Raw genomic sequence first — 20,596 nt, 5'->3', positions numbered from 1 at the left:
GCTCTACTGTCAGACATCACAAATTGTACTCCCTTCATTTTTTGTCTTGACACAAAAAACGAAGCAAAAAAAGTCAAGACTTGCATCGTTCCGCTACCTTTACTTGTCTATTCCGAAACAGCATGCAACTCCCTTCGGTCAGACAGCATGCTGTTTTTAACGGAATAGCCGGCGTAAAGCTGGCCGCGGAACAATGCTAGGCCCTTTTTGCCCGCGTACCGCGTGCGTGGGTGTCTACATCCTTTTTTATTCTTGTTTATTAAATACCGTAGAAACAAAAATTAACAGACTATACAAATTGTACTATCCCTAATTAACACCTAAAGTCACCTCCGGATATTTGACGACTGCACAAACTCATCCTTAGTACTGTCCCTCCCTGTCAAATATCCGAAGTGACGAGTTTTGCTCCACTTTTGCGGTCAAACCACGAAGTGCTCATCCATTCCGTTAAAAACAAACTCTAATGGATAAAGTGGAAAAAAGATTACCAATCATCCGTTCGGAACGAACCCACAGGCAGTCCGTTAACACCAAACAAGTCTCCCAACACAAAATCTTTAAACGCATAGCGCACAGCAACGGGATGGGCTACACGTGGAGACGACACAACGATCGTTTTACCCTGTACAATCGCACTAGCAGGGTAGAAAACTTTATTTTCTCCCGCAATTTCAAAGCTTTTGATATCCTTTCCGAAGGATGTCAACCCTAATGGTGCATCCTTAAAATATACGACTACCGTGCTACCGTCAATAGCAATGCTATCGTAAACTGGACTCCTATGGTTTAGCCCTTCTATATGATAAGCATCACCTAGGGCCAATAAAGCTAAGCGATCACCTCCTTCTTTCTTATGCGCGGGATGGATACAATTCTTCTCCCCTATATCCATCGTAACGGCCATGCCAGATTCCGGCATCTTTTCCAAGGATTTTCGTTGCGCATCCCGTATAAATGCCGAATTATATTTTCCGCCAACGTAATATGGTGGTAAAGACGCATAATCAAACGGGGCAATCTGTGTAAAATAAAAGGGCAACATATCATCTTTCCACAACGCGCGATATTTCGCCACCATGCGCGGAAACAAGATTTCATATCGATCTGCTGTTTCGTAGTTTGATTCGCCCTGGTACCAAATCATACCTTTAATCCCATATTCTACCAATGGATGGATCATGCCGTTGTACAGCATAGTAGGTACACGGTTTTTATCTTTAAGTCCTTCTTCTTGTTGTGGAATTTCGACCCCTTCGATGTCTTGCAACCAAGCGGCATCCATCCAGGCTTCTATATTCGAACCACCATAGCTACTGTGAACAAGCCCAACAGGTACATCCAAGACATCTCGTAATCTCCGTCCGAAGAAATAAGCCGTTGCACTAAAATTAGCCACGTTTTGAGGATTAGCTTTCTTCCATACAGAAGGTTTGCTGTCGTCCGCCGGCTTTAGTTGAGGGTTGCGTGGCACCGTATATAATCGCAACTGTTCATCTTTAGACCCCAAAATAGCATCGGTACTACCGATAATCGGTTGTGCGGGATACCCCTTCAATGGCATCTCCATATTGGATTGTCCAGAACACAACCATACCTCGCCGATCAATACATCGTCCAGTACGATCGTATTCTCTTCCGAAACTGTCAGGCTATATGGCCCCCCTGCTTCCGGTGTTTGGATGAACACACGCCACACACCTTTTTCATTGGCCTTTACCTGATATTCTTTCTTATCCCAGGAGGTTTTCACTTTTATCGTAGCAGCCTTACCTGCCCATCCCCAAATCGGGACACTCTTTTTCTGCTGCAAGACCATACCATCTGTAAAAATGGCAGAAAGACGCACCTCGGCATGCGAACCGAGGAAGGCGAATACTAGCAGTGCGAGAATTAAATGTTTCATTTTTTTATCTTAAAAAAGTGAGAAAGTTAAACAGTCACTTACCACTTATAATTCATCACTACTTGCGCGGCAACCAAACGGCCATATCACCGAATGTACGGTTTCCCCATGCGAAATACGGAACAAGCTTTACCGACACAGCTTCTTGTTCGTCGGCTGATACTTTCCTATATAGTGTGTTCCACTTTTCGGTATTATCGGTGTAAGCATTGCCTTGTAAGAATACAATCGATTGTCCAAGAACCGATTCCTCTACGGGCTCAAAGCTACTCGATGCATTAATCTTCAAATCAAATATATCTGCATTTTCCGGAACATCCGCTTTTTCAAGGCAGTAAACTACCGGTCCACGCATTACGGCTACTTGGTTTCGTGCTTCCTCTACCAATGGATTTGCTTCCATAAATGTCACGTTCATGGGTAGCTGAAGGGTGATGCGGTCTCCTTTTTTTAGTCCGGCAGACAATATCGCGTACCCCTTTTCTGTCTGAAAGGCAACCTCCTTATTGTTTTTCATAATCTTGGCATCATCTGCCCAACCCGGTATACGTAATTTTAAAACGTAATTTGCGGGCAATTCCTCCACAACAAACGACGCGTCACCATCCCATGGATAGTTCGACTCTTGTGAAATTTTAATTTTTTGGCCTTTATATTCGGTATCGAGGATATTTCCACCAAACAGGTTCACCCATACCGCGTCATCGGACACACTGTAGGCATAACTGCTAACCTCCGCAATCGTACGTACCACATTCGGCGGACAGCAATTAGACAAGGAAATATAAGGCACGCGCTTTTTAGACCAACGTTGCTGAAAAGGCAGGTTAGACGAATAGCTTAACGGATTGGTATATAAAAACTTATCACCATCTAAACTGATGCCCGACAAAACACTATTGTAAAGTGCTAACTCGAGTACATCAATATATTTCGCATCGCCTGTCAAGCCTGCCATCCGCCAGTTCCAGAGCATATTGCCTATATTCGCGCAGGTTTCATTATGTGCTGTTAAATTCGGCAGTTGATAGTCTCGCCCAAAAGCCTGGTGTATTTTCTGTACATCGGTGGGGTTGTAAGAAGTACCATCCGGTGATGTTCCATCATACAGGGAACCCAAGCCTCCGGTAATATACATTTTGTGCTTAACGACATCATCCCATATGGCAAAAAGACGATTGCTCAACGTGGTATCCTGTATCTCTGTAACCAAATCGGTTACCCCGGCGTAAAGATAGCTTGCTCTCACCGCGTGCCCCATGGCTTTATTCTGCTGACGAAACGGAATACGATCTTGGTTGTCATCTGTACCGTCTTCAATTTCCCCTTTAATATCGACCAGGTGTTGTGCCAATTCTAAATATTTAGGATCTTTCGTCGTGCGATACAGCTCGATTGTCCCCATGTAATGCGATGGGCAGATAGCATTTCGTGCTAAGGTAGGATTCGATTTTTTATAGAAACCGTAGAGATAATCGGCCGCCTTAACCGCGATATTCAAGAGGTTCTTGTTTCCCGTTACCCGGTAGTGTATGCATCCGGCGGTCATCAAATGTCCGATGTTATAGGCTTCAAAGCTTAAACGATCCTGAAATTCGATATTCTCACCAGAATTACGTTGGTCGATGGTTGCTTTTGTGTAGATATATCCATCTTCGCGTTGCGATTTTGCGATCACGGGTGTCACTTCATCAATCATTTGCAGCAAACGCTCGTCTTTCGTCTGCGCGTATAATGCACAAACGGCCTCTAATGTTTTATAAAAATCGCCATCATGAAACGAAGGCCCTTTATGTTCTCCTTCCGCTAGGCCCGCAGCGATTTCAAAGTTACGGTAAGCGTGGCTGATATCTGCACTCGTGTATACATCCCAAAGGTGGGGTACCATACGCTCGTAACAAACGCTCGTACGTTCTGCCCAGAAACCTTTTGTCCAAGACACATCCCCCATATTTACGGCATTTTGTACGGCGAAAGGACTTTCTCCCGTATTTGTAATCGCTTTTTCTTGCGCATATAACTGTCCGGTTAGCAAACCAGACAAAGCAAGTATAAGTAGATTGTTTTTTGCTTTCATGTTGTTCATTTTTTATGATACCATATCAATTGGATATCTCCCTGCAATCCAGATTCCTGCAAGTCTTTCAAATATTTCGGTGTTGCTATCGTTTGAATAAGTCTTTCTGCCGGTTCATGACGGCTTTCATAGCCAAAACGGTTACCCCAAGTATTATATACGCGCACCTCCAGTTTATTTTTCCCACGTGTCAAATAGTCCGTTACATCAATCTCCAACGGGTTTGTCCATATAACACCGACCTCTTTCCCGTTCAACACGATCTCTGCAAGGCTTTCCACTCTTTCTAGTTTCAAGGTTACGCGTTGTTTACCGATTTTCTTAGGCTGATCGAAGGTTAAGGAGTAGCTGCCCATCCCGGAATGATAACGCACATCATCCACTGCCGATGTCGTCCAGAAATCTGGCTGTTGTTGCTTTATGGGTTCGTGTTTCACACCCGCCAGCTGTAAATCCCATTCGCCTTTTAATGTCTCTACTTTCGCGACCTCCCAATCTGGAAGATTTAGCTGGCTTTCGCTAAATAATACAAAAAATGACTGGAACGGCTCAAATGCTATATTTAGCTCGGTACGATTATCTTTTTGTACCGAAGAAACGGGCAATAATCTATCCTGTAGAACATCATACAAATAAATATATGATGCAGTTGCTCTAAACGATAAAGAAGCTTCCCGCTGTAGACTATCTTGATTGGCTATGAAATAGCTATCTCCTCCTTCAAAATGTCGGTGGTTCCAAGAAATGGATGCATTATTTTTGTTATCAATGATCACATCCTCTTTTATGCCCAACGGACCAAAACTATCCGCATGATATACACCCAGATAAACCTTACCTTTTCCGACGGATTTATAGTGTAAACCATCCGTCATCTGCATATCATTAAAGAGTTTATCGACTATCTCTTGAAAAGCGATAGAATCTTGTTTAGCAGCAATACCATGTATATGCATAGGTTTTTCCTTAAACAACAGGCTTGCTCCCTGTTCCGCTAAATCCGCAAACTTCTGTAGTACGGGCAGTGAGAAATGGTTTGGTGTAGGATTCAAAAGATGTTGCCCAGGTACCACCAGCAAACGATAGGCAATATGATCGGCAAATATAACGTTGCCATCCACCACTTTCGCTTGGTTCAGTAAAACATCCGGGTTAAACGAATCGTAGGCATATCCCCGTAACGGATCCACCCAATCTGCCGGATTATACATATTCGCACTGGTGGTCACACTGGCGATCTTCTGTGTAGGCCAGCCTTCGTTAAGCATCAAGGAGTCTGTCCGTTTCACCCGGAACTGCCCAATAATCCCCGGCAGCGTTGTTGTCAACCGGTCTGGCAGCAGTGATCTTCGGGGCATTTCTTCCCCTATAAATACGGCGATATCCCGTTGCGGTTTACCTACCTGCAATAATTGCTGTGCACGTATGGCGTAGTCGACCCACGCTTTTCCGGGCTTCCACCAAGTCTGATCGCGCTGAAAATAAAGTCCTATACCGTCTAATGTCATTCCCGGTTTACGATCCATCCAAGGATTATGCACATAAACATGATAAACTAAACTATTGATACCTAATGCAAAGTTTCGATCTTGAAGCGATTTTAACAAGCGCGGATGCTCATCCCATTCCATGCGGATCTGCGTAAACGCCTCTGCCATAATGTTATTCTTTCCATAGATGTGTCCGCCGGAGATCGCGTCTAAGATATCATTAGGTTTATCATGCGACGGACTCCTGAACCAAAACTCACCCATCGGCCTGTCTGTCCAGCCGAAATGTTCCATACCGTCGCTCAACATGACGGGAGCCGTCATCTCCGCCGTAAATTCCACTCCATATTCATCCGACTTCTGGCGGAGCGTTTGATAACCCTTCTCCTGCAACAGATCAGCGATCGTCTCGCGGAAGTCGTGCAGGAAAGCTTCGGATTCTTCGACACTATTAACAATATATCCGGCTAATACAGGGAGATAGGTCGTAAGATCATATCCTCTCCTTGTGCTAAACTCCTGCGGCATCTGCTTTGTCCAATTTTGGCTACCCGATTCCCAAGAATCGATATGATAGACAGTAAGAACATCTTTTGCCAGTTCCCGGCCCACCATTTCGTATGCTTTTCCAAACCATTGCTCGAATTGGAAAGCAACTGTTTCGGCATTTAATTTGTCACATTCTAAACCTTTCCCCGCTCCTGCCGTTTCATTTTTATGTCCGGTGGTCGTATGCCCGATCCGCAAGATCTTCCAGGCACCCGCTGGCAGCTCGGTCGTCAACTCCTCTCCTCGGACAACTGTCGGATTTAGCGCAATCGTTTTTTTACTGTCGATAATATAAGCAGAATTAACGTCTTCTTTATCGGTTGGCAACGAAACTCGCCAGATTTCACCAATCTTCCCTTCAAACTGATGAACGCGCGGTTCTTCGTACAAGGTGATCCCTAAAATATTGATGGATGGTTTCCATTTTGCCGCATCTAAATCTTCCGCACCCGGTTCAAAATTCGCAGGGTCGAATACAAATCGATAGTATTTAGCGGTCGTATACGGTATGGTATGTGTCACCCCATTATCCCAATCAAGCCAACCTGTTCGGGGAGATGATAATTGCGTTAACTCATCAAAGTTGACACCGTCATTACTCACCAATATCTTCAACCTATTCGCTCCATAATTATTCGCCCGGCGCTCCACCTTCAGGGCATTGCTTGGAAAAGGCTGCTCAAAAGCATATTGTATCCATCCCGGTTGAGATGTGGTAAAACGCTGTTCATTACCCTTCTGCGCTAATCGCTGTAAATCTTCGTCGTAGCTGCTGGTTACCTTCGGAGGCTCTTCATCGCTACGTCGATATTTTTGGGCAACGGGTATTGCAAAAAGCTGAATATCCTCGTAATAGTTATATAGCTTTTCCGGTTGTGGCAAACGAATGTTGACTTTGCCGCTGCGCTCGAGGGTTATAGTCGTATCCGCATAAACCACTTTCTGCATGGATGTTTCCGGTGTAATCCAAGGACCACCTGCCGTAGCAAAACCGTCATTGGGAAACATCGCGATCTGTATGCCGTATTTTTTAGCTTCTGCTACCAAATGGCGAAACATCTCCCACCATTCGGGTGTCAAAGTTTCCGCGGTGGGCTCAAACAACGGTGGATCTGTTTTTGCCTTGATGGGTGTAAAATACGCCCCTGCAATATTATTTTCGGCCATTGCTTTCAAATCAGCGGTAATGCCTTCTTTCGAATAGCTGGCATGCATAAAATACCACACCACCCAAGGCTTTGCTTTTTCATAAGAATCTGCCGCAAGTGGCACGATGTGCGTCGGAATACCTTTTATCTGTGCCTGCCCCACCAAGCAGCACCACAATATCCCAATACTGATGTAATATCTTAATGTCATGTTTACTGTATATACTGCTCTACGGTCGATTTAGCGTCCATCGGGACCAGATGAAACGAATAACTATAATTTTTCGCAGGTACCTGGTATTTTTCTAACGGTGCCGAAACATCTGTCCAACTGTCATTCCCGCCAATACCCATTTGTAACAAATCAACATTCAATGTTATTTTATCCTCTTTTTCGAGTTTAAACCAATGTTTACTTTCTTCTATTGCTTTTTGAGAAAACGGCCATGCACTCATATAAAGAGGCTGGTCACCGACAACCAGAAGGCCTGCTTTCTTTTTATTCTGAAGAAGGAACCAGCGCACATCCATACGGTTACCATTTTCCTGTGGTACCAAATACGGTTCCATAAACGTGTCAATATCCATGGCATAGACGCCTAAATCAAACCCATAGGCTCTATCCGGGTAATTTTCCATGGCTCCGAGCCCATAATACTGTATCTGATCGAAACTTGGGTTAATCCCCATCTGCAAACCTACTTTTGGAATATTGGGCAATCCATCCTTCACCTGCAAATCATAATTGACAGATACTATTCCTTGTGGCTTCACGACATAACGAACAAGGATTCGAGCAGAATCTCCGCGCAGCGTATAACCTGACAGGACATGTACGCCGTCCGCTTCTTCTGACATTTTTGTTTCTGTCAGTTTTGCATCGCCGTACCAGTATTTCAATTTTCTATCTGGCTTCCATCCTCTACGATCATTTTCCGTTGCCGGCCGTACAAAGTTTGGTAATACAGCACCCTTGACAACTTCCTGTCCTTGATATACAAACTGCTGTAAAGCCCCGGTCGATTTATCAAAAACCGTCTCGAATCCTGCCCCTGCAACGCGATATTCCCTATCATTTTCTACAACCTTCAACGATTTTCCGGCAGCCTTTAATGGTTTCCATAAGCTTTCCATTTCCTGCCAGCGCACCTGCGATGCGGATACGACAAAGCCTTTCGGCGCCCATTGTGTTGCCGATTTCAAGCGAAACTGTATATCGAGTTGATATTCTTTTCCCTTTTTAGGCTTAACGGCTATATAGGAAAGCAAATCGATCTCGGTCGAATCACCAGCAGCCAAATCGATGCTCGGCAACGCTACTTCTCTCACCACCTTCCCGTTCTCTTTGATCATCATGATCGGTTGGTAATGATCGAGATTCTGCTCTACGGCTCTGTTCTTTATCTTCATACGGACTGCTTTCGAATCTACTAACGTAATTTCGGCCGGCTGATAAATCCTTTTATTATCATACATCGCAGCCTTTGGTCGGTTCCAGGCATCCACAATACCGTTCAAACTGAACGCGCCATTATGGATTTTTTCGCCAAAGTCACCTCCATACGCCAAGACTTTACCGTATATCGAATCCTGCCGCACCAATGCCTGGTCTTTATAATCCCAGATAAAACCACCAATTAAACGTGAGTGCGAACGGAAAATATCCCAGAAATCTTTCATGTTGCCGGTAGAATTTCCCATCGAATGGGAATACTCTACAAAAAGAATCGGGCGGTTATCCCCGTTATCCTGCTCCAGCAATAACTGTGGTGTAAAAATACCGGGATAGAAGCGCGATACCATATCGACATAATATTGATCGCGTATGTTTTGTAAGCGATACGCATGCGCATTGGATTTGGGATACCTCGGATCGGAAGGATCGATATAGCCCGGCAGCTGATGGCTTCCCATGGCCGGTTCGTAATGTACAGGACGCGTGATATCAAAATCATGCACCCATGCCGCCATGGCCGCAGTCGTAGGGCCTCTACCCGATTCATTACCCAGTGACCAGATAACCACCGATGGGTGGTTTTTATCACGTTCTACCATACGGATGATCCGCTCCATATGTGCGGCCAACCAAGACGGATCATTCATCAGCTTTCCGCCCAGCCCATGGGTTTCGAGGTTCGCCTCGTCCATAACCATGATGCCATAACGGTCACAAAGCTCATATATATAAGGGTCGTTCGGATAATGCGAGGTCCGTATCGCATTAAAATTAAACTGTTTGATCTGCCGGATATCGGCTTCCATATCTTCCCGCGTTAACGCTTTACCACGTTCGGGATGATGGTCATGTCGGTTGACACCGTAGAGCTTCGTCGGCTTTCCGTTGATCAAAAAGGCACCCGTTTCTTTGGAAATTTCGATGCTTCGGAAACCTACCTGAGTAGTCTTAGCCTCCAGCAATCGCCCTTGCTGATCATAAAGCGTAACCACCAACCGATACAGGTTAGGGTTTTCAGCCGACCATTTCTTCGGGTTGGAAATATGTGTTTCGAGCAGACCAAATTTTACATTGTCCAAACGAGGATATATCTCGTCAAAAATCTCCCCTGCGCTACGTGCCAGCGCTTTCGGTAAAATAGGGTTAAGATCATCGTCGTATAACTGCGCTTTCACGGTAAATCCGTTTATGCTATCTCCCGAAAAGTTATCAATCTTAGGCCGCAAAGAAAACTTGACATCTTGATATGCCGAATCTAATGTCGCCTGCCAATGAAAGTCTGCAATCCGCACAGTAGGTTCCGCCATTAAGAATACATCGCGATGTATACCGCTCATACGCCAGTGGTCTTGATCCTCTAAATAAGATGCATCGCTCCAACGAATAACCTGTACGGAGATGCGGTTCTTCCCAGCTTGTAAATAGGGCGTAGCATTAAACTCTGATGGCAGATGGGAATCCTCGGCATAACCAACATATCGATCGTTTATCCATAGATGATAAGCGGAAGAAACCGCACCAAAGTGTAGCGTGACGTTCATACCATCCCAGTCTGTCGGCAAATCAAAGATCCGCTGATAGGAACCAACCGCATTGTAATCGGTGGGTATATGTGGTGGATCAATCGGTAGAAACGGATATACCGCCGAACGGTAAATCGGGATGTCATATCCCTGCATTTCCCAATTTGACGGCACCGAAATCTTATCCCAACCACTTACTTCCGAAAGATGAAAATCCTTCGGTGCATCCGAAGGCTTGCTCGCGAATTTGAAGTTCCATTCGCCATTTAGGAATAAAAGACGTTTGTTTGCTTCACGGTCGTTTTTCAACGCTTCCTCCACTGAAGCATAGGAATAGGCCGTGGCACGGGCCGGTTCCCGATTGATGGCTGTTATCGTAGGATCTTCCCATGCTGTAGCAATCTTTCCATCAGGAATCTGCGGAATAACTGCAGGCTTTCCATCTACTGTCTGCCCTTGCACCGATAAAGACGACAACCCGAATAATAGACCAAAGATAACCGTTGATTTTTTCACGTCTGTATATTTCTTATCCCGTATATTCCACTTCATAGTCGATTCCGTTTTCCAATTCTAGCGTATAGGTATTCTCAGACACTTTGGTAATCTTTCCATGATTTGTACGTGGCAAAGATTGGCTGCTAATCTTTAGCTTTCCTTTTCCGATAGGCGATTTTACCTTGATCTTCTTTTTAGACACAAAAAGCTCAATTTCGCCACCCGGTGTTGGAATCTTTCCTTCCATCCATTCCTGAGAAGCCAAATAAGGATCGACCGTATAGGTTTCGTAACCTGCCGATGTAGGCTCTACGCCTAAATAGTATTTACCAAGTAAATAAATCGGACTGGCGCCCCAGGAATGACAAAGACTTTTACCAAATTCCCGACCATACATCGTGTAGTGTTCAGCGCCTTCTTTTTCAGGATTATATTCTTCCCAAAAGGTTGTTGCACCGAGCTTTAACATACCTCCCCAATAGCTTTTTATCTCATTCATCACATAGTCCTTTTCTCCCAGGGCACAAAGTGCTTCCAGTTCATAATAACGCATATAGGGTGTCATAATCTTCTTGACGTTATCGTTTAGCAATACATTTTTCTTCACACCTTGCTGTTGATCGGCAGATAGGTAATCAAAAAAGATAGCAAACATATTCGTGTAGCGTGTCACTTCATCACTTTGTTGACCGTCAATGCGACTATGCACAAATGCCGTTTTCTGATCGTTCCAGTAAAAGTCAAAAAACTTATCTTTTAGATTTTTAGCTTCTTTCGCATAAAAATCTTGGTCTTCGGGGATTTGCAGCAAATCGGCACACAACGCCATGGTTTCCAGACTGCGGCACAGGAGTAATTGCTCAAAACTAACTTCGCCTTTTTTACTCAGTCCTTCTGCCCAATCAATAAACACCCAATCTCCGGACAACCCTTCCATCAAACCATCCTTGTTACGTCTGTCCAAGCAAAATTCCATCAACGTTTGCATGCGGGGATAGATGGATTCGATAAATTCTTTATCCCCGGTATACCGATAGTAATCGTATATACTCAAAAACCAGTAGAACGTATAGTCCATAATGGTATTGATATGTGTGATGGTAGGTTCTTTACCCCGTAAGGCCAGAATAGTCCGTTTTACCGTTTCCGAATCGAAACCGAGGTAATAGTTCATGGCGTACGATTGGTAGGCATCGCCACTCCATATCCAACGGTCACGTTTAATCCCGTCGATATAAAATTCTCTGGAAGTCAGCTCCATGGTGTATTTGGCAACTTCCCATATATTATTTAATTCTTCATCCGAACTTCGGAACATCCCCCGATCTTCTACAGGCAAATACTCATATTGCATAGAGACTTCATCGAATTGTACATTACCCTTTGGCTCGATGTAGACATAACGAAACGCCTTCGAAAGTTCCAACGTACTGTCTCGGGCAGAAGATGTTGACACGTCGAGCAAATCCAAAGTCTCACAGGTTTCTGTTGCCAAGGCTTCTTCTTTAGACTCGCCGTAGTAAATCGCTAGGTCTCCTTCTCCCTGTAATTTATGCAACGTGAGAAAACCGAACGTATTCTTCCCAAAGTCTACTAAGAAACCCTTGTTATGAGCGGCTTTACTTACAGATCTTTCTGGACGGGTAGGTAGTCTGAATTGGGAAGGTTTTTCATTCGGATTGTCCATGTTCCAATAACCAGCTTTGACATAAGTCGTTCCCGATTGATCAGAAGCTTTACCCGTTTCATCGATCCATTCCTTATCTTCAAAAGTGACCAACCAATCTTTATTCGTCTGGACGAATTTACCTGTGACATACAACGCAGGCACGTGCGCCTGGTTATATACTTTAATATTAATCTGTTGTTTTCCTTTTCCAAGTTTTACTTTGGAAGGCATACCAGGCAACATTTTGCCATTTACCTTTACATTATACTGGCCTTCCGTATGGATAGTTATCTCATCTGGTTCCGGCAAATCGAAGGCTTTGTTAAACTCCACCAGAACATAATGGCTATCCATTTTCCAAAAGGGAGGAAAGAAAGTTCCCCTTTCCGTTCGGCGATTTTGCATATCATTACTTAACCAAACTTCAAAATCTCCCGGATACCAAATCCAGGTACTCGTCTGTTGCGCAAATGATGTAGCTGTTGCAACTAAACAACCTACAACTAGAAGTAATTTCTTCATCCTATTTTTCATAATGGTTGAAAACGTGTTTATGCTAATATTGTATAAGGAATAATATTATATATTGCTATTTCTTATAAAAATACCTTTGTCTTTTGGCGTATTTTGCACCAATTACAAACATACCGCAAAAGTAAACCAAGACCTTATGATATTTTCTCCAGCTATTATATTATGTTGCCACACCCATTACAGATGGACGGGTTTATATCCTTTCTGTGCAAACCACAGAATAACGAGATAGCATACAAAAGGCACTACATATCCCATCTGCGTATTATCGCCGGCCATATCAATGATCCCGCCCGTTATATAGGGAAAGATCGCACCGCCGACAATCGCCATGATCAACCAGGAAGAAGCTTGCTTGGTCTCTTTACCCAAGCCGGTAATTCCTAAGGAGAATATCGTCGGAAACATAATCGACATAAAAAAACCTAAACCGCCTAGTGCATACAATACGACCATGCCCGAACCAAGCACGGCAATCGCTGCCAATACGGTGCAAACGACTGCATATAATGCTAATAAACGGTTAGCTGTCGTATAGCGTAGCAAGAACGTTCCAACAAATCGTCCTACCATAAAAAGCAATCCATATACGCCTAGATAATAACCCGCTGTTTTCTCATCGACGCCCGCACCTTGCTGTGCCATTCGAATAAAAAAACTCGTTACACAAACCTGCGCACCAATGTAGAAAAACTGTGCAATGACAGCAAACGCCAAATGTTTATGTCGCAGGACGGAGAAAAGACCTGTTTTCGAGTTTTCGTCGGTATCCGGTCCTTCTTCCTTTATTTCTGGCAACTTAACAAACATAAACACAACGGCCACGAGCAATAGCACGAGACCTAGTACCAAATAAGGTGTTTTGACAGATGCAGCTTCCCCCATAAGGTACGATAATCGATCTACCTCGGCCATCGCATTCAGCTCCGGTTCCGTATAGCTTTTACCAGATAAAATAAACATCGTTCCGACAATCGGTGCGACCATTGCTGCCAACCCATTGAACGATGCAGCAAGGTTAAGCCGATGTGTTGCTGCTTCTGGTTTCCCCAAAATAGCCGCATAGGGATTCGCAGCCGTTTCCAACATCGCTAAACCACAACCGATAATAAACAGCGCCAGCAGAAACAGTTCATACATGCGATAGTCTGCAGCAGGAATAAATAAGAAGGCACCTATCGAAAAGGCGATCAATCCCATGATAATCGATAACTTATATCCCCAACGTCGGAGTAAATAACCTGCAGGAAGCGCCATGATGAAATACGCCAGAAAGACTGACGTATCGACTAGTGCCGATTGACTATTGTCCAACTGACAGGCCTTTTTCAAATGTGGAATCAAAACGCCATTTAAATTGTGCGCCATCCCCCACAAAAAAAATAAACTGACAATTAGAATAAATGGGAAAAGATAACCTTTAGCTCCTCCATTGGTTAATGTGATATTGTCTTTTGTGCCAATTTCCATGCGTTAAATAGATTGAGTTGTTATCTCCTTACGTTTAGCAAGCAAAATATGATCTGCTACCAAAACCACCTCCCCATGCTGATTTATCATTTTTACATGTTCCACGACAGTTCCAAATTCAGGCTTTTTCGCGTCAGACTTTTCGGAAATCGTCACTTCCGCATGTATCGTGTCACCAATAAATACAGGTTTCACAAACCGCAAGCGGTCATAGCCTTTGGAAAATGCTTCGGGATTGATGATCGACGCAGTGAGTCCAATGCCAATCGCAAATATCATCGTACCGTGGGCAATTCGCTGTCCGAACGGTTGTGTCTTACACCATTCCGCATCCATATGGTGCGGAAAGAAATCACCCGTGTGACCCGCGTGTACGACGAAATCGGTTTCTGTAATCGTACGACCTAGGGTCGTCCGCTTATCGTTTAATATATAATCTTCAAAAAAAATAGATTCGAAATGCATGTCTTAAAATTGTGCGTGATAAATTATGAGTAATTAGAGATTCCTTTATCCTTGTTGATTGTAATCGATAGGTTGACCACCTTGTGCACTGCTCTTATAGGCGGCTTCCACCACTGCCATGGTATGGATAACATCCTCTACAGCTGCGGGCAGCACGGCTATTTCACCAAGTTTATACCGCATTAAACTGCCCATGCTCCCAATGAATGCATCGGGAAACCAGGTGCCTTCGACCGGATATTCCACCCATTGTGGTGCACTTCCGTCCGTTGGTTTAATGCAATATTCAAATACATCGGGGACACCATGCGGATAGTCCATTAATACGCCCATGGTGGTTTTTATGGCACCTTTTGTCCCTTCCCATTTGATGTAGCTTTCTTGGTGTTTTGGCCCGAAATCATGATCGTGATTGGTATTGACAACGGCGTGTAATGTATCGCCATAATCAAATAAAAGTGTCGTTCGGCTCGACGATAGATCTTTTGCGGGGTGCCTCAACGTCTTCGCATATACCGAGTGTGGATTCCCCAAAAACGAGCGGATCAAATCAATATAATGTACACTGTGATAGAGAATTTCCAAACGTGGATGTACCATCACGTGTGGAAAAAGTTGCCAAGGTGTATGTAAGTTTACACGTACCTCCATATCATAAACCTCACCGATATACCCCTGTTCAATGAGCCAACGTGCCGCGTTAACGAATGGCGCTTGACGAAGTTGGCAATTGATCGCCGCCACTAAACCTTTCCGTTGGCAAACCTCCAAAATAGCTTCGCTTTCGGGGTAATAATCGCCCATGGGTTTTTGAATCAAAACGGCTGCTCCATCAGGCAAGGCCTCCAAGGTTTCGATAAATTTATTGGGCATAATCGTAATGTCGTACACCGCATTTTCCGGCGCTTGTGCTACCGCATCGGCGACCGAATCGTAGACATGCGGAATACCAAACTCCTGCGCCAAAGCTTCTGCCTTCGCTTTTGTCCGGTTCACCATGCCATGCACCTCAAAACCGGCCTTACGATAAGCCGGCAGATGGGCATCTTTTACAATACCACCTGCGCCAATAATAACAATGGGCAAGGGTTGCTTTGGCAAAATCGCTTTATAATCAATAGGTATCATATCCATTTATTTATTTTCTCCTGTGCCTCCATTAATAGCCCATGGCTACTTCGATCCGTTTGAATTGCGCCCGTAACCGTCTCGTCGATAATATGTGCAATCTGTGGCCAGTTTGCCAATCTCGGCAACGTACGTGCAGTCTCGTGCAATTCCGCGAGTTTGTTATAAAAAGGAATAGTTTCATTTATATCCACATCATGCCAGGTTGAATAACGACAACCAACGCCTCCCTCCAATGTCAAAAGTTTATCGTTCGCTTTGCTCACGGCAAAGCGGATAAAATCGTAAGCGAGTTCTTTATGCCGGCTACCTGCCGGGATAGCATACAGCCAATAGACATTTAGCGACGGGGACACGGCTGTTTTAACCGCCGGAATAGGTGCCACGTCTACCTTTCCTTTCACGGCAGACGCATCATCTATTTGTGCCCATGATGCAAAGCCAAACCAATTGACCATCATCGCGACCTCTCCACGTGCAAAGGCTTGACCTGCTTGGACAGATTCATAGGTTGCCGATTGCGGATGCAGACAAGTTTGTTTTTGAAATAAGGCTCTATAGAAATCCAAAGATGCTACCGCTACCGGTTGATCCAGCTGAATAGGTTTATCACCAACAGAAAGCTCCGCACCGCGAGACCAGAGCTGTATACAAAAGTCAAACACGGCATTATGTCCATCCGGATATCCTGCGAAGACCGTCCCGTAGAGATTGTCTTCCGGTCTGGTAAAGAAATCGGCTACCTTTAAAAAATCATCCCAAGTTTTGGGAACCTCCAGTGCTTTGCCATAGCGTTCTTGAAAACGCCGCTGCTCTTCTTTATTTTCAAATAAGTCTTTCCTAAGCACAAGGCACTCCGGTCCGTCGTGAAAAGGAAGCCCATATAGATTTCCGTTAAAATTTTGTAAACCCGTTAAGCTATTCGACCAAATATTCGGGTAATCTTCTGGGGGAGCTGTTTGAACAAAGTCATCCAACGCGAACAACCCGTCTGTTTCAAATGCTCGTGTTACCCAATCCGTATTGATATGTACGATGTCCCAATCACCATTACAAAGACCTTTCCGTTCGAAGAAAGCATCTGTTAGCTGTTCTAGATCCAAGGGTACGAATTCCATTTGTACGTCCGAAGGGTACAAATTTTGATAGGCGGACCAACATTTTTCCAGGGTTCTTTCGAAAGGGTCGAACTTCCGAACCGCAAAACGTAACTTATCCATATAATTCCTCCAATATTTTAGTGGTATGCTCCCCTAATTTCGGAGAACCTTTTGAAGAGATCAATAGCTCTCCATCTATTCGGATCGGACAGCGGGTTGTTTCATACGTAAATCCATCGCCCATCGTTACCTGTTGCACCATATCTAATATTTTAAAACCATCATGTTCCGTCAATCGATGCCAATCCAACACATCCGCACACCATATATCTGCAGCTTCCAAAATACCAAGCCAATGAGCGGTAGACTTGGTTATTAAATGCTGCATCAAAATCTTTTTAATAGCATCCCGCTCTTTAAATGCTTGTTCGCCATCGGTAAAGTTTTCCAATTCCCGACAATCCAATAATTGTCTCAATTGCGGGATAGATCCCATCGCCAAGGCTAGAAAGCCGTCTGCTGTACGATATACCCCATATGGAGCGGCCAAATAGGCGTGTGCATTACTCACTTCACTCCGTTGCGGCAGTAATTGACCGTCCCGAAAATAGGTCGTAACGGTTTCAAACTGTATGTCTACCGCTGAATCGAGCATACTAACGTGTACGTGTGCACCGACTTTTTGTATCGCCCGACGGTATAAACAAGCCAAAATAGCGCTACACAAGTTGCCTCCGGCAAACATATCTACAATAGATAAGCCCATGGGAACAGGCCCATTTGTGGCGTCGCCACTGAGCCAGGTCATGCCCGTGAGTGATTGTAACAATAAATCTTGCCCAGGCTTAGCCGCCCATGTGCCTTCTTTTCCGTATCCGGAAATCTCTCCATAAATAACCGTCGGGTTGATTTCCCGAACGCGCGCATAATCAAAACCTAAACGTTCCATGACACCCGGTCGAAAATTATGCATCACTACATCCGCTTGAGCAATCAAGTCCCGGATAACGCGACAATCCGCCTCACTTTTTATATCCAGTATGATACTTTCCTTATTCCGGTTAATTGCATGAAAAACGGTAGATGTCCCATTTAATACGATCTCGGAGGTATATAATTGTCGACATATATCGCCCGTGCCCGGCTTTTCTATTTTAATAACCCGAGCACCCAAATCGGCCAAACGAAGGCTCGTTAATGGACCGGATAGAAATTGACTAAAATCTATTACTGTAAAACCTGCTAAGGGTAACATATCAACGTATTAAATAATCTTCCACAATCTTTTCATTATCATCCCCTACTTTCGGAGCAGGCTTGTTCGAATACAAATAATGCCCGTCGATGCCATACACACTCCGGGTTGTCCGCAGTGCGGTTCCGTCGTGCAGCGCGATTTCTTGCAACATCCCTGTTTGTACGAAGCTCTCTTCCTGCAAAAAGGTATGGTAATCATGCACCGATCCACACCAGATGCCCGCTTTCTCCAATAAGGTTACCCATTCCTGGGTTGTTTTTTCGCGGAGTGCCTGCCCCAGTTCTCGCATGATGGTATCTCGCTGAGAGAACCACATCGACTGATCCTGATAGCGCTCTTCCGACAGTCCAATAACAACGGCTATCTTCTGCAAATCACCCATAGCGAGCGCCAGATAGCCATTCGCTGTTTGGTACAATCCGTATGGTGCGCTTAAATACGCATGGCCTCCCCCACGAACCGCAGATCGTTTCGGCAGCTTTCTTCCATCATTAAAATAAGTCGTTAACACTTCAAACTGCATATCCAATGCCGATTCAAGCAAACTAACTTCTACCAACACACCTTCCTCGGTACGGGAGCGTTTTAATAGAGCAGCTAATATACCTTGGGTAAGATGGGTAGCACAATACATATCGATTACGGCCAAGCCGAAAGGTACCGGCCCATCCCCTTCACTTCCGGATAACCAAGAAAGTCCAGACATGGACTGCACTAGCAGATCCTGTCCGGGCTTTTTCGCCCAAGGGCCTTCGTTTCCATAGCCGGTCACGGTGGCGTATATAATCTTTGGATTTAGCGCTTTGACACTTTCGTAATCCAAGCCGATTTTTTCCATTACACCCGGACGAAAATTATGGGTAATGACATCCGCTTTTTGTATCAAGGCTTTGATATCCGCTAGATCCTTTTCGTTTTTTAAATCCGCGGCATAGGACTCCTTATTCCGATTTATCGTGTGAAAGACTAAGCTACTATCGTCGACAAAGATGTTTTTAATCGCAATTTGGCGTCCTCCTTCCCCCTTAACGGGACGTTCAATTTTCACCACACGAGCCCCCAGATCCGCTAATCGCAGTCCAGCAGTAGGTCCTGCCATAAATTGGGAGAACTCTAGTACCAATAGGCCGTCTAAAGGTTTGTTATCCATTCTTACTTTCCCATGTTAATGAGTTCCGATACATATTATTTAGTTCACGCAACACAGCATGTTCATCTCCGCCATTTTTCAAATAATTCACGACAACATCACCAGCGTGGTCCTGAAAATGTAGATGCCCGTCGTATCGTGGACGGAGATATGCTCGCTGCAATGTCGGCAACGTATTCTTAAAATAATCAGCTGTGGCTGCGTTGACTTGTACATTTTCCCAGGCTTTTAAATGCCCCGGCTGTCCACCATTTTCCACATATAAGGTTTCCTGTATTTCCGGCGATGCCACAAAACGGGCATAATCCACCGCAACATCAATATGTTTACCCTGGGAAGAAACAGCTAAGCCTGCGCCTCCCAATGTACTCTTCATTGGTTCATCACCTGCTTTCAAAGCTACCAAATCATGGAAATGTAGGAGCTTCCGGGCATAGCCAACCTTCGAATAATTAGAATACCCGTAAGCAAACGGACAATACGCAATTTCATCTTGTTGCGTCATATCTTCAAATACCTTAAAGGGATTTTTTTCATAAAAACGCGTATCGATATGATCTGCTAGTGACTTGAAAAGTTTCAGAACGAAAACGCCTGTTTCTTCACTTACAACCTCCTCATCGTTCTGACATGGGGCTTCCCCCGATGAACAACAGAACATATAGAAACTCATTAATACATCAATTGGCAAGAGAGAAAATCCAACACGTCCTTTTTTGGCTAAGGCTAGAAGATCTTCAAAGGTACGGGGAAGTTCCGCACCAAGTTCTTTTAAAAGATCTGGACGGCTCGCTGCCACAGGCGTTGCCGCATCAATAGGTAATGCCCACTGCTTTCCTTCAAAGTTGTAGCTGGCATACGATTGGCCCACACTGTTTTCTTGCTGATCTGCCAAAAACACTTCCGGCAGAAAATCATCAAAAGGAATGACCATTTTTTGCGCCGCTGCATGCCCCGTCCATGGATGGTCAATGACCAACAAATCATATTCCTTCGCTAAATCCGTAACCGACTTGTCTGCAAACTCCTGCAATGTACGCTTCGTCCAAACGATTTCGATTTCCGGGTGTAACTCTTCATAACGTTGCGCTGTTGCAACCATCGGCACAAATCCCCTTGTATGCCCCCATGTAATCCCTTTCAGTTGGATTTTCTCTTTCTTCATGTATTAAAAT

At 44.5% G+C, this 20,596-nt stretch carries 12 protein-coding genes; all 12 read right to left on the bottom strand.

Features of this window, described 5'->3' with window-relative positions:
- Window positions 1-487 precede the first annotated feature (487 nt).
- Window positions 488-1,906, bottom strand: a complete 1,419-nt coding sequence (locus H8B17_RS03640; RefSeq protein ID WP_190307788.1) for a sialate O-acetylesterase — start codon at window positions 1,904-1,906, stop codon at window positions 488-490.
- A gap of 58 nt (window positions 1,907-1,964) precedes the next feature.
- Entirely contained in the window at window positions 1,965-3,983 is a 2,019-nt protein-coding gene (locus H8B17_RS03635; RefSeq protein WP_190307787.1) for an aceric acid hydrolase, read from the bottom strand.
- Window positions 3,984-3,988: 5 nt separating this feature from the next.
- Entirely contained in the window at window positions 3,989-7,381 is a 3,393-nt protein-coding gene (locus H8B17_RS03630) for a glycosyl hydrolase (protein ID WP_190307786.1), read from the bottom strand.
- A 2-nt stretch (window positions 7,382-7,383) separates the two neighbouring features.
- Complete coding sequence (locus H8B17_RS03625) at window positions 7,384-10,701, bottom strand: glycoside hydrolase family 2 TIM barrel-domain containing protein (RefSeq protein ID WP_190307785.1); 3,318 nt, start codon at window positions 10,699-10,701, stop codon at window positions 7,384-7,386.
- A complete protein-coding gene (locus H8B17_RS03620; RefSeq protein WP_190307784.1) occupies window positions 10,679-12,838 on the bottom strand; it encodes an alpha-L-rhamnosidase-related protein in 2,160 nt (719 codons plus the stop codon). Before H8B17_RS03620 ends, H8B17_RS03625 begins: the two co-directional genes overlap by 23 nt.
- A gap of 189 nt (window positions 12,839-13,027) precedes the next feature.
- Entirely contained in the window at window positions 13,028-14,320 is a 1,293-nt protein-coding gene (gene fucP, locus H8B17_RS03615; RefSeq protein WP_190307783.1) for an L-fucose:H+ symporter permease, read from the bottom strand.
- Window positions 14,321-14,323: 3 nt separating this feature from the next.
- Entirely contained in the window at window positions 14,324-14,785 is a 462-nt protein-coding gene (locus tag H8B17_RS03610) for a MaoC/PaaZ C-terminal domain-containing protein (RefSeq protein ID WP_190307782.1), read from the bottom strand.
- A 45-nt stretch (window positions 14,786-14,830) separates the two neighbouring features.
- Window positions 14,831-15,913, bottom strand: a complete 1,083-nt coding sequence (locus tag H8B17_RS03605; protein WP_223816340.1) for a Gfo/Idh/MocA family protein — start codon at window positions 15,911-15,913, stop codon at window positions 14,831-14,833.
- Window positions 15,910-17,133, bottom strand: coding sequence for an extracellular solute-binding protein (locus H8B17_RS03600; protein WP_190307781.1), 1,224 nt, complete (start codon window positions 17,131-17,133; stop codon window positions 15,910-15,912). Before H8B17_RS03600 ends, H8B17_RS03605 begins: the two co-directional genes overlap by 4 nt.
- Entirely contained in the window at window positions 17,126-18,268 is a 1,143-nt protein-coding gene (locus H8B17_RS03595; protein WP_190307780.1) for a CaiB/BaiF CoA transferase family protein, read from the bottom strand. Before H8B17_RS03595 ends, H8B17_RS03600 begins: the two co-directional genes overlap by 8 nt.
- Window position 18,269: 1 nt before the next feature.
- Entirely contained in the window at window positions 18,270-19,421 is a 1,152-nt protein-coding gene (locus H8B17_RS03590; protein WP_190307779.1) for a CaiB/BaiF CoA transferase family protein, read from the bottom strand.
- The gene (locus H8B17_RS03585; RefSeq protein ID WP_190307778.1) at window positions 19,414-20,586 is read right to left on the bottom strand and encodes an ABC transporter substrate-binding protein; all 1,173 of its coding nucleotides are present in this window, start codon (window positions 20,584-20,586) and stop codon (window positions 19,414-19,416) included. The genes H8B17_RS03590 and H8B17_RS03585 overlap by 8 nt, the downstream gene beginning before the upstream one ends.
- Window positions 20,587-20,596: the final 10 nt, after the last annotated feature.

Source organism: Sphingobacterium arenae (genome assembly GCF_014692505.1).
Lineage (GTDB): Bacteria > Bacteroidota > Bacteroidia > Sphingobacteriales > Sphingobacteriaceae > Sphingobacterium > Sphingobacterium arenae.
Note: the sequence above shows the minus strand (reverse complement) of the source record. Positions and strands in the feature narration are given on the sequence as shown.